12 protein-coding genes and 1 pseudogene are annotated in these 11616 nt (G+C 43.0%); 5 read left to right on the top strand and 8 right to left on the bottom strand.

Going from position 1 to position 11616, the window contains the following annotated elements; all coding sequences use genetic code 11:
• Positions 1-248 precede the first annotated feature (248 nt).
• The 3 genes from AC0YNZ_RS29560 to AC0YNZ_RS29570 form a co-directional block, all read right to left on the bottom strand.
• Positions 249-509 carry a hypothetical protein gene (locus tag AC0YNZ_RS29560; protein WP_475829964.1) on the bottom strand — a complete coding sequence of 87 codons (261 nt, stop codon included), beginning with the start codon at positions 507-509 and terminating at the stop codon, positions 249-251.
• A 603-nt stretch (positions 510-1112) separates the two neighbouring features.
• Complete coding sequence (locus tag AC0YNZ_RS29565) at positions 1113-1763, bottom strand: hypothetical protein (protein WP_475829965.1); 651 nt, start codon at positions 1761-1763, stop codon at positions 1113-1115.
• A 393-nt stretch (positions 1764-2156) separates the two neighbouring features.
• Positions 2157-3170, bottom strand: a complete 1014-nt coding sequence (locus AC0YNZ_RS29570; protein ID WP_475829966.1) for a phospholipase D family protein — start codon at positions 3168-3170, stop codon at positions 2157-2159.
• Between the two features lie 23 nt (positions 3171-3193).
• Here AC0YNZ_RS29570 and AC0YNZ_RS29575 point away from each other — a divergent pair, with 23 nt between their 5' ends.
• The 4 genes from AC0YNZ_RS29575 (at position 3194) to AC0YNZ_RS29590 (ending at position 5742) form a co-directional block, all read left to right on the top strand.
• Positions 3194-3358 (top strand): alpha/beta-type small acid-soluble spore protein, encoded by a 165-nt coding sequence (locus AC0YNZ_RS29575; protein WP_475829967.1) that lies wholly within the window; start codon positions 3194-3196, stop codon positions 3356-3358.
• A 378-nt stretch (positions 3359-3736) separates the two neighbouring features.
• A complete protein-coding gene (locus tag AC0YNZ_RS29580; RefSeq protein ID WP_475829968.1) occupies positions 3737-4084 on the top strand; it encodes a hypothetical protein in 348 nt (115 codons plus the stop codon).
• A 43-nt stretch (positions 4085-4127) separates the two neighbouring features.
• A complete protein-coding gene (locus AC0YNZ_RS29585) occupies positions 4128-4250 on the top strand; it encodes a hypothetical protein (RefSeq protein ID WP_475829969.1) in 123 nt (40 codons plus the stop codon).
• 757 nt (positions 4251-5007) lie between these two features.
• Positions 5008-5742, top strand: coding sequence for a hypothetical protein (locus tag AC0YNZ_RS29590; protein WP_475829970.1), 735 nt, complete (start codon positions 5008-5010; stop codon positions 5740-5742).
• Positions 5743-7050: 1308 nt separating this feature from the next.
• Here the strand turns inward: AC0YNZ_RS29590 and AC0YNZ_RS29595 are convergent.
• A complete protein-coding gene (locus tag AC0YNZ_RS29595) occupies positions 7051-7863 on the bottom strand; it encodes a DUF6615 family protein (protein WP_475829971.1) in 813 nt (270 codons plus the stop codon).
• 816 nt (positions 7864-8679) lie between these two features.
• On the opposite strand from AC0YNZ_RS29595, the gene AC0YNZ_RS29600 reads away from it, so the two are divergent.
• Positions 8680-9096, top strand: coding sequence for a VOC family protein (locus AC0YNZ_RS29600; RefSeq protein WP_007729208.1), 417 nt, complete (start codon positions 8680-8682; stop codon positions 9094-9096).
• 79 nt (positions 9097-9175) lie between these two features.
• On the opposite strand, the pseudogene AC0YNZ_RS29605 reads toward AC0YNZ_RS29600, so the two are convergent.
• From AC0YNZ_RS29605 to AC0YNZ_RS29620, 4 genes and pseudogenes are all read right to left on the bottom strand, one after another.
• Positions 9176-9599, bottom strand: a pseudogene (locus AC0YNZ_RS29605) (SRPBCC family protein).
• Positions 9600-9675: 76 nt separating this feature from the next.
• Complete coding sequence (locus AC0YNZ_RS29610) at positions 9676-10122, bottom strand: nuclear transport factor 2 family protein (protein WP_475829972.1); 447 nt, start codon at positions 10120-10122, stop codon at positions 9676-9678.
• A 21-nt stretch (positions 10123-10143) separates the two neighbouring features.
• Complete coding sequence (locus AC0YNZ_RS29615) at positions 10144-10632, bottom strand: sigma-70 family RNA polymerase sigma factor (protein ID WP_475829973.1); 489 nt, start codon at positions 10630-10632, stop codon at positions 10144-10146.
• Between the two features lie 173 nt (positions 10633-10805).
• Positions 10806-11378 (bottom strand): hypothetical protein, encoded by a 573-nt coding sequence (locus AC0YNZ_RS29620; protein WP_475829974.1) that lies wholly within the window; start codon positions 11376-11378, stop codon positions 10806-10808.
• Positions 11379-11616 lie beyond the last annotated feature (238 nt).

Below are 11616 nucleotides of genomic sequence, written 5' to 3' on the forward strand. Positions count from 1 at the left end.
AACGCGCGATCGGGGGTAACGATATATGTTCTTGTCCTTTAACGATATATGTCCTTGTCATCCGACAAGCAAAAAATGGTGGCGGCAAGGGATTAAAACGATTTATAGACATTTGTACAAAATACGAGTTTTGTGAAGAAGTTCATTGGGAACAAGCTCGGATGGTATTCCTTGTGTCACAATCATGCTTGTCGGACGACAAGAACTTCTATACAAAAACGACAAGAACTTCTATACATAAATGCTTATCACTCTTCGCGCTGCGAATAATTCGGACATTTGTATTCTGTAATCCGCTTATTAATTTGTTCTGTGTAATACGCAACCTCAATATAATCTTTGGTTGGCATCTTCAGCTTGAAAATAAATTTTGAAATGCTGACTTGCTTCATTGGATAGATATTGGTCCATCTGGGAACAGTTTTAGAATTACTCCTATCACCTGCAATCAGTAACCATTCATCAAAGAATTTAAAACAAAAATCTGCTGTGAATTTTTTAATACCCATCGCAGTAATTGGAAATTCCTCTCTTTTAGCTTATTAATCTCAAAGTATTGTTCGTACAGATATTTGAGCTCGTCTCCAATCAGTTTTGTGGAAAAGAGTAAATGTGTTCCATTTAATGTCTTTATATCGTCAATTTCTATATCGTCTGCCCTACTATTTTCACGATAGAAATTGGAATTCTTTAAAATAGATTGTCTCCAAAAAACATAAGCATAAGCATATGGACAAATCCTGGGGAATTCTACCTGACCAGTATTTCGGAGATCCCTAAATTGTTTAATGCAATGGGTATGTTTATGTAGAATCGTCTTACGTAAGTGTCGATCGATTGACTTAAATATATCTTTGTTATCGTCCAATATTGCTTTGTTCTGTTCTATAGTTAATCTGGCATTACCTCCTCCTATCATATTGTCTTGAATGGAAAAGCGTCGTATTTGCTGCGGCTTTATACGACACATCAATTCTAAGTTGGTTTGTTGTGGGAGAAAAATCCATGTGTCCTCCTCTACTGCTCCCCCATAATTTGATATCCATTGGAGAACGGACGAATTTTGCAGCTCATATGCCTTATCCCAATCCCGCCATAACCATTTAATTGGATTAGATTACGATGATATCCCTTATTTCATTTCCGGATAGATGAAGCCAATACCCATCCATTTTATCCTCTAACAGCTGTGGGTCATCTCCAATGAAATATGTAGAGTTCTTAAATGCTTCCCTAAAATCAGGTTTTAGTACATAGCCGGTGTACTCCCCATCCCGAAACCGACACATCCAATAGATCCCCTCATGAGCAACCATATTACAAACGCCATTGAAGATATCAGCAACATCATCGATGTTAAGGGCTTGTCCGTCCATCGTCTGGATCTGCGTTATAAGTGTCTCTTTTTCTTCAGGCAATAAATAATTCGAAAAGAAATCTCGTATGATCTTAAACTTTTCCGTAATGGCCTTTTGATTGGTCGTCTTATAAAGGGCTTCGATCGTCATAATCCAATACTGAACCTGGATGCCGTTAAGATTAGTGTTTTCGTCCAGTCTATAAGCATTGTCGGCCATAGTGATCCCGCGAACCAACTGGTGCATCGTTCGTTTTGTGACAACATCCTGTTGCTCACAAACAAGGATGAATTGCTCAGCTTCGTCTTCAGTTCTAAAGAACGGTCTGAACAGCGAAAGATAGGTTGGTAAGTTGAGTCGTAATGATTCAGCATCTAACTGCTTTTTTACATCTTCAGGAATCATTGTTACCTCCTAAATTTTTCATTTAATTGTACCCGTTTCTTCTCAGTTGCGATGTGATAGGAAACGGGATTTATTCTTTCAACTATGCGTTATAAAATCCTCCACTTGTTCTAAACTCACTTTAAGACGGGTTGCAAGAACGCCATTCCAACGCGGATACGATATGAAACTTTTGGCCGCAGTTACAGATCTGTGGAGAATTGAAAATTTACAACGAGAGTACAGGAGGTGAACTCATATGTTTATGGATATTTTTATTTCGATAATAGCAAATGCAATTTTCCACTTCGTAGTAAATTACCGAAACCGCATTGAGAAGAGATGATACGGAGGCTTTCCGGCCTCCTCACATACGTCACATCAAGGGGAAGCGGGTGAATTCCCTTTTGTCCCCTACCCCGCTTCACATGCCACACCGTACTTTTTGAATTGAGCTTCCAATTTATCGATCAGATAATCCCGCGCCTTTTCGGTAATCTGGATATGCGACTTTTGATGATGCGTCGATAAGATTTCTACTGGATGCTGCTTGCGGTTTGGATATAGGTCCGCTCCCAAGTCACGACAAAGCTCAGTTAACGATACTCCGAATTTGATAGGGGCGTGCAGGTAACGTCCATTGTGCAACTCCACATAATAAGGGTAACGGCCGGCGGTTTCTCTGTAGAAGCGATCCTCCGGACCGACCACATTGCCCGGATTAAACCCCTTCGTTTCGGCGTAACCAATGATTATCGGAGTCCCTTGTCCCTGCAAATCGTAGCTAACGACGGCTATAAATACCAATTGACCTTCTTTAATTCCTGATGGCCTTCGTCTGAAAAAGGTTCGGTCCATATGTTCATACAGGTCACGCTTCCGCTCGAGGTAGATGCGGTTGTTCGGTACGCGGTCATCGCCATTCCCCTCGAACTTGAACCATATGCCGGTATTTCGCCGCTCATCTTTGTCGGCATCTTCCTTCAAGGAAGTCTCGATGAAATCGGAGTTCGCATCCGTGGCAGCCGGTAGTCCAAGTTCTGCGGAGTGGGATATATCCTCAAGTTTTGCTCCCCACTTGAAGTTATTGTATTCAACAAGGGTCGAATCCTTCTTCTTCCCTTTTCGTCCAGGGAGAGATTCATTAATTTTCGCCTTCTCTCGATCGATCATCTTCTGGGAAACGAGCCAATCACCAGATTGCTGAATTCGGTCCAATAATCCGAAGAAGTAATCTAAACACTCCTCTGAAAATGCCGGCTCCTGCTCCATATACATGCCAAATTCATGATTTTTATAAAATCCTTTGAATGTAAAGTTAGCGGAACCAGTTATGACGGATTGCCCGTCAAAGATATAAAGCTTTGAATGAAGGTCCTGTAAGGCATAAATTTTCGCTCCGGCCTGTAGCAAGTTTAGTCGTTCCACAAGCACAAGCAGCTCTTGACCAAATGAAATATGAGGTAGCACAACAATTTGGAATTCAATGGTCTCCAGATGGTTACAATGGGAATATGACTACACGTGATGCAGGTACTATTGGTGGAAACATCACTAGAGCTTTAATTCAAATGGCAGAACAATCCCTTGGCTCAGCAGGAGCAAGAAGATTCTAATTGCAAATAAGAAATAGCCTTCCTCAATCTCATAAAGAGACTAGGAGGGCTATTTAAATTGAACATTATTTCGGGAATTGCAACATGAAACTAAGCAGTTGAAAGGAATCAGGGTCAAAATATTCGAGGTTTGGAACTTGCTTAGCTTCACCGGATTTTGCGGCGCGGGCACCTGTGCGGGACTCTATTCTGGATCGTGGATAAACCGGACGCCCTCGTGCTTCTCGGCATGAAGAAGCGGGACTTAACGACGGGGCAATGGCAAATTATGCTACACAACAATTCGAATCAGGATATCTCTATTGATGTCTTTACCCTGGAGGAAGAACTCGTCGGGAATATCGATGTCACGACGTGGTTATAGGAGGCGAAGCCGTAATGGCAAAACATGAATTTTGGCGTAGAAAACTTCACAAAGTCCCCGCTCAACTTAATCCTTTTCGATTGAAGCCGCTCGAAGTTTCCAAGCCGATCCTCGTAAAGCCTAGCGTCGATCCTGCCGGTTACAAGAGACGAATCCGCCAAGTCGTGTGGAGCTGTCGAGTCAAGCACGTGCCCGGTGACATGGATTATGTCCAAGTGTATTTGGCAAACAAGAAAATCGGAATTGCCTCCTCCGATCCCGGAGCTTGGGAGATTATATTGTACAACGCGACCGGCGAAGAAGTGACCGTCGACGTCTTCGGGATCGAGGAAGAAATGATCGGAAAGGTCGATATCGTCTAGTCGCCCGTTCGCCAGCGAGAACAACAAGGAGGTGATACTTTTGATGGAACAAATCGAAGTCAGCCTTTATATGACAGGCGAATCCTATCCCTTTAAGACGCTTTGGCTAAGCTTCTCGGATTTCGGGGTGAATACGGCCTGCAAATTCGCAGAGTCGATCTGTTAGTTCTTCTTTGAATAAACGTGTTCCAAAAAGTTTTACCTTTTTCAGCTAATTGTTCTTAATTTCTATACCATGCCCCCCATTAATAGAAATATTCAGGCAACGGATTCGACAATTGATGAAGCAATCCTGCCCGTTAGCATTCCTGTAGAGCGTTAATTATCAGCTTTGCAAAAAAAGAAGCGCCTCGGTACGATGGGAGTACGCAACGGGTCATAGCCCTAAAAATCCCGTGAAAACCTCCAAGGGCAGTGTGGAGAATGCGTGCAGTAAATGGAAGTATATGGGGCGTCAATATTCCCCCTTTATTCCGTGCGCCTTCATGTTGCCGAAGTCTAACACGGAGTTCCCCTTCTTGTCTTTCAACCCTTACTAACCGGGCGAAATCCTGTGAATAAGCGAGCATTCGTGAGAAAAACACATCGTACCAAGGGAGCTTAATAATCATATCCCTCCCATGTTATTTTTGTCGCCAATCCAGTAATACGGGATTATCACGTCGCAAATTAAACGACAATTAAATCTGTACAAATGAAAATGAACCTTGATTTCTCAGGGTTCTTTTTCGGGATTCTTATGTCGCTGTACTTAAAAAAAATAAAAAAAAGAAAAAAATTTTAAGTTTTTCTAAAATCCTGTTTGAAATCGCATGTAAATGGTAATTGATGTTTTTAGTGATTAACTTTTTGTCTCAATAACAATGCTTAGTTCGGCACTAAAAGCCCCATTAATATATCACAATAAATCAGGAGGAATAAATTTGAAACTTAGTTTATTACGCGATATATTTGGATATCCACACATCGATAGAAGACCACACCATATCATTAGGCCTCAACATCCACATTTATGGACTATAACCTATATGGCTGAGAGTATCTATAATCTTGACCGATACAATGCCGATAAAGCATTTTTCAATCAACTCTTCAAGAATCAGTGTTCGTATGACATTTCAATTGAAGATATGTGTCATAAACCATTAACTACACCTAAAATAACCACAAATGCAGATCAAATCGATCCTAAAAGTAAAACCATTCTATCTGATTACGAGGATTTAAAAAGAATCTATGATGCTGGTATTAAAGCGAATGAGAACCGAGTCTTCGATTCACAACAACCGGACTACGGCTTCCCAATAACCAGTATTATCTTTATATATTTAGATGGAAAAAAATTTCAAAACGGAAAAACTGAAGGCGTAGCGATTCCTTCTAATGAACCCAATAAACTACCATATGTAATTCTTCTATCAACAGAGGCGGAGTCCTCAGTATATTCTCATGAAATTGGGCATGTACTAAACAACAGTAATAAAAATGGAAACAAAGATGATCCTGATTTCATTAAAGCAGATCCTGCAAACGGTGTTGAGGAAGATAGGGCCCATAACAAAAATCCAGATAATATAATGTATCCAAGTGCTGGAACGTTACTGACGGCTGACCAGTGCACAAAGTTTAGAGATAGTGTTCTTATTTATAGACCTTGAGAAAGCTAGAAAAACCGGTAATCTCTTTAAATGTTCGCCTTGCTTTTAGCAGATCTTCTCACTGCGGTGGCCACCCAACATGATGAAAGGGTCCAGACTGAAGGTCTGAACCCTTTCTTACTTGCTGGGTATCCTACGAGCAGCAATGATCACAAACTACAGATCCTGAGCGGATATGCGCTGGAATCCAGTAACCGCCACGAAAATGACCCCTTACCTAATGAGCGCTGCGCACATGCACTTCAACATGAACGCTCTTTGGAAAAGAACAATACAATTTCATTTCGGGTTCCTCCTTTCCTCAAGACCAGAGGTAAAGGAGTGAGAAGACAGCCTGCTATTTCATCTCAATATCCCATTTTTATAAATATGTATTAGGGCTTAAAGCCTTGTTCATCAAGCTTTCTTATATGATGTGCCACATTATATGATACGTTTTTTCTTTCATCAAAAAATAAGTTCATGTCCCTGCTCGGATTCGTTAACAAGCGTCAGGTCTTCTAAAATACCTGCTTCAGATCAGTTCATTGCTTCCCTGGCTCCACCCGCGGTGGCGCAGCGGCCGTGTCTCTTCTATCAATAGTCATGCTGCAGGCGCGTCGCGCCGCTCGCGATCCGGACGACGGCGCGCGGCGAGCTGTAAACTGCCCGGGGCTCTTATCTCACAATCGTGCATTCCAAGCCGTGCATGCACACAATATTGAAGTAAAACGAATGACGAAAATGCAGTCCATGATGAAGTTGATTGGGAAATTGGCTCGAATGCTTGTAGCCATGGCGCGAGAAGGACAAACTTTCTCCGCGGATAAAGCTCAACCGCCACTAGCAGCTTAACAACTAAATTCGCAACCCAGACACGTAGATTAGCTCGTTCGCAGGATTTCACAAAGAAAGCACGGAGTACCGAGATTTTTACGCTTTAGGGCTTAGACCCGTTCCGTTAACGTTGATCGGACTCCACACCTTGGTTAGATAGGACGAAGGAATGTAAGGGCTTAGACCCGTTGAGATTTGGGAGAGTGAATCCCAAGGACCTTGTGGAGAAAGATGTGCAGCAAAACTTTCTGTGGAAGATGTTGTAAATAGACCGACGCCTTCTATTCCCGCATGCCCTCAAACGGAACCGCCTAACCCATGTTATGTAATCCTTTAAACTCCTATTTAAACATGCATGTGAAATCCTGCGAATTCGCGAGTATTCGTGAGAAAAACCTTATTCTCTGAGGGAGAAATCAACTATTGAATATAATTCTCTCTTATTTATAGAAACTAATTCGTGACACTTAAATCATCTCTAAAAATAATTGTCTAATTATTTCCAAATGGCTCATTTACAAAGCTCACAAGAATATAACGAGCGGGCGGTGGGAGAACAGTCGTGCTGCCCATGAAATGTAACCATTCTTTTACTTCTTTAACTTTAGCCAAACCCATTGTACCTGATCGATAATAAATTTCCTCAAAATATTTTGGGAAGTCACTCTTTTTCTTGTAAAAGTCTGATTTACTTTTTCCAGTAATGGATGGATTCTTAAGTAAGTCTTCAATAATCCTATCTTGGTTTGTGGTCAATTGAATACCAAGTTCCACTCCAGATTCAGTATGTTTATTTAAATCTATGTAGTTCTTTTTGAAAGAAAGAGAAGATCCTTTCTTAGTAACCAAATTCGATTTAATTGTATGCGCAAAGCAATATTTTAAACCGTTCTTCCTAGGATCTAGTGTACTGTTTTCTAAAAAGTTATAAAAGAAATACATTGGAATAAAACCAGCGATAATAGATTGATCAATAAGTTGATTTAATTGGTAGGGTCCGCCCTTCCCAATTAGGTGATCTAATTCTTTATACCAGGGCTTTCTGGGACGATGTATAAGTTTTTTTGACTGTATTCGCAAAGTAAGTGCAATAGCATCTCCTTTTCCTTTATCCTCATATACAATCCACCATTCTATATCAGCACCACTTACTTTTTCTTCTGGATGCTTGATTGCTATCTGAATATTGTTATTACTAAGTAGCCGTCTGACTGTTTCATCAGTAATTGTTGTTTCAACATCATCCGTCTCATAAATAGCATTCCAAATCCATTCAGATAGATCTCCCATAGTAGTTGAAAGCATTACATTATCCCCTTTGGCGAAAAATAGTTCTTTGCTAATTCCTCAATATTTTATTCGCTAATTAGTGCACCGATCCTTTCTAATGCATTTGCGTAATATGCCCGTTAGCATTCCTGTAGAATGTTAATTATCAGCTTTGCAAAAAAAGAAGCGCCTCGGTACGATGGGAGTACGCAACGGGTCATAGCCCTAAAAATCCCGTGAAAACCTCCAAGGGCGGTGTGGAGAATGCATGCAGTAAATGGAAGTATATGGGGCGTCAATATTCCCCCTTTATTCCCGTGCGCCTTCATGTTGCCGAAGTCTAACACGGAGTTCCCCTTCTTGTTTTTCACCCCTTACCATCTGGGCGAAATCCTGCGAATAAGCGAGCATTCGTGAGAAAATCATATCGTACCAAGGGAGCTTAATAACTCGTGTACTTTTGGTTCCCGGGATTGTATAGAAGTTCTTGTCCTGGTACGGCTTTGTATAGAAGTTCTTGTCTTGCGCAAACGACAAGAACTTCTATACAATAAATAAAAAAGCCGCAGTATATGTGACTTTCATTGTATTGATGTTCTTGTCGTCCGACATCGGACGTCAAGTACTTCTATACAAAAACGACAAGAACTTCTATACATATACGTATTCTCACTTCTGCCCGCAGCATTACCACGCTACGGGAATGGCGGGTATCCGAACTCAATACCAAGTTATTTTTCAAATTTTACGCTTCCGAATCCATGAGACCGATGAATTCCCGGATCGGCTGTCGTCTATATAAACGAAGGCATAAATGAACACAAACTAATTTGACGAAGAGGTGTTTTGAAAATGGCATTAACGTCCGCATTCACGAGCTTCAACCTGCCTGTAAAAAACGTAGAACAATCGAAAGCGTTCTTCACCGGACTCGGATTCGAGCTCAACCCGCAATTCCCCGAGAACGAGAATTCGGTAGCCATCGTGATCGGCGACAACCTGCAGGTCATGCTGATCAATCAAGCATTCTTTAATACGCTCACGGAGAAGGAATCCGTCGATACGAGCAAGTATGCGCAGATGACGATCGCATTGGCCTTCGAGAGCCGGGAAAAGGTCGATGAAATCGTGAATACCGCGGTCTCCTTGGGCGGGAAATTGCACGCTGAACCTGAAGATCATGGATTCATGTATCATTGGGGCTTCGTGGACTTGGACGGCCATCTGTGGGCCATTAACTACATGAACATGGATGCGGCACAAGGTTAAGGCTAACGGAGAGCACGCTCGTACTAGGGTTCAAAAAGAAAGACGCCGGGCATCTTCCCCGGCGTCTTCATCGCGATGATTAGTTTTGTTCGGTATAGGCTTTGAACTTGTCCATGATCGCTTGCCAGCCTGCTTGCTGGAACTCGACGGGATTGGAGCTTTCCGCGTCGAACGTTTCAATGACCTTCGTCTCATTCCCTTGATCGACGAAAGCAATATCCACTCTTCTTCCGTCTTCCATGGTGTAGCCGATCGCCTCATGCCGATGCACGACATCGTAGAAGCCGCCAAAATCAAAGCCCATGCTGCCATCCTTAGCTTCCATCCGTGTCAGAAACTTGCCGCCCACCCGCAGATCGTTTTCGGCTCTCGGCGCGTGCCAGTCCTCGGACGCTTGATTCCACCGTGATGTGATCCGGCTCGGTCCAATAGCGCCATACCTTCTCGACAGGGGCTTGAATGACGGCTTGCACGGTTAGTTTCGTCGGTTGACTCGTTTCCAATTTAAATAGACACCTCTCTCATGATATTCGTCGTTTGGTTTTTCTCAATGATATAGACGTAAGCCAATGACGAAATTCATTGGTCAATTCGCTCAGGCAGCCCAAATCGGGAAAATAATGGCGTATGAATGAAGTTTTGAACGTGCAGGATTTGATTTTCTTTGATTTCGATGACGTGGATGCCCCAAGGTACCAGGCTAGAGCCCCCTTTGCCCGGCATATACTGGGCCAACGCCGGATAACCGCCATTCACCGTAATGGGCACAAATCGCGAACCTTCGCAATGCCAGCGAGTAAGCGAATAGAAGGCGGACAAATCTTCCTTGCCGCGGATCCACATCTCGAAGGGCGGCATCGACATGCAGCCTTCCTCGTGGAACAACGCGACGAGCGCAGCAATATCGAATTGCTCGAAGGCCTCCACATACCGGGACAGCAGCTGCTGCTCCGGTTGAACGTCCATGCTGCTGAGCTCATCCGAGCGAAGCTGCGCCCGGTCCATCGTCTCTCGGGCTCTTTGCAAGGCGCTGTTCACCGCTGCCGGCTACATCGCCAACGTTTCCGCGATCTGCTTGGAGGACCATTCAAATACATCCTTCAAAATGAGTACCGCGCGCTGCCGCGGAGGCAAGGTCTGCAGGAGAGCGATGAAGCACAGTTGAAGGGTATCTCTGCGGACGAGCCGATCCTCCGGATTGCCCCCAAAGTCGGGAGACGGCCAGATCCAGGCAGAGTCCGGCAGTGTGTCGCGCGGCTCGACGATGGCGACGGCCGGGTCGAACAGGTCAACGGGAAGCGCGCGGCGTTTGGATTGTCTCAGCTTGTCCAAGCACAAGTTGGAGGCAATCCGATAGACCCAAGTTTTGAACGAGGAATCCTGTCTGAACGTGCTCCAGCTCTGCCAGACCCGAATACTCGTCTCCTGAACGGCATCGTCCGCATCGTCCATGGAGCCAAGCATTCGGTAACAGAACGAGGTTAAGCCCGGCTTCAAGCTTGCAAATAATGGTTCGTCAAATGCTGTCTCGTTCATCGCGGCCTCCCTTAACGATCTCCCCGAAGAGCGGTACCTTCAACCCCCCCTCTTTCGCAGAAATACCATACTACACATTTTACACTTCCAATACTTGGATAGTTGCGCTAACTGCCATTTAGTTCAACAAACCGGCTGCTATCATATTGATCTCAACTAACGTACCCGTTAGTTTAATCATTCCGAGCTATGTTTCGAATTATAAGCTCTGGTGAGTCTGATGTTGAATACCAATCAAAATGAGAATGACCAATGTATGAGGAAGCCAAATATGCACAATAGTTCGTCAGTAACTCTAAACCTAATTTTGAAGCGTTTAAAGTGGCTAAGTGATTATCGGCGTGAATTCTTAACTGTTTTTTGTACTTCCAGCTTTCCCAATTATCCCAGACTGACTCATCATGGGAGCTTACCATTGTTAATTCAAAATTCTTCTTCACCTTTGATTGATTAAGGGCAATTTTTATTTCTTTAATTACTTTCCTACTCAACGGGTTAATAGCTCCGTTGAAAATAAAAAGATCAGCATTATTAGGGTCTTCCCGTTGAAGATAAAGGACATCGTTAGTTTCATTGACTTGCTTAAAGAGGCTTGACATCAAGAACATTTCTGGAGAATCTGTTGCATCAATAAGTAAGAAGTGTCCCAGTTCTTCTTTCACAATAACTCCAATTTCTTTTTGATGAAGATGTAATACAGATAAATTCAGTGACCCTACTTTAAGCTCGTTTCGATCCACAACCAAAGTACTGCCTCCGTCCAAATTCCAAAGTAATAACTTTAGAATAACTGGTTTCAGATGTACGGTAAAGAATGGTGTTATTCGAACTATCCTGCCCGTTAACGAAGAACTACCACGCGGCAGTCCTTTAGGTGTTCAACTATCGTTCTCCGTTAACGTAATAAGTCATCTCACCTGGCCATGCCAATAAATTTCATCCTTCACTTCACTATAAACAAAGAAGCAGCTGTCTTCACTTGCT

The sequence above is a fragment of the Paenibacillus sp. J2L1-98 genome (assembly GCF_056269405.1).

What these genes read in the sequence shown, in the direction of transcription:
- AC0YNZ_RS29565 (WP_475829965.1), bottom strand. Translation starts at nt 1,763, where the DNA reads ATGATTCCTGAAGATGTAAAAAAGCAGTTAGATGCTGAATCATTACGA.
- AC0YNZ_RS29580 (WP_475829968.1), top strand. Translation starts at nt 3,737, where the DNA reads ATGGCAAAACATGAATTTTGGCGTAGAAAACTTCACAAAGTCCCCGCT.
- AC0YNZ_RS29600 (WP_007729208.1), top strand. Translation starts at nt 8,680, where the DNA reads ATGGCATTAACGTCCGCATTCACGAGCTTCAACCTGCCTGTAAAAAAC.
- AC0YNZ_RS29560 (WP_475829964.1), bottom strand. Translation starts at nt 509, where the DNA reads ATGGGTATTAAAAAATTCACAGCAGATTTTTGTTTTAAATTCTTTGAT.
- AC0YNZ_RS29585 (WP_475829969.1), top strand. Translation starts at nt 4,128, where the DNA reads ATGGAACAAATCGAAGTCAGCCTTTATATGACAGGCGAATCCTATCCC.
- AC0YNZ_RS29575 (WP_475829967.1), top strand. Translation starts at nt 3,194, where the DNA reads ATGAAATATGAGGTAGCACAACAATTTGGAATTCAATGGTCTCCAGAT.
- AC0YNZ_RS29615 (WP_475829973.1), bottom strand. Translation starts at nt 10,632, where the DNA reads ATGAACGAGACAGCATTTGACGAACCATTATTTGCAAGCTTGAAGCCG.
- AC0YNZ_RS29595 (WP_475829971.1), bottom strand. Translation starts at nt 7,863, where the DNA reads ATGCTTTCAACTACTATGGGAGATCTATCTGAATGGATTTGGAATGCT.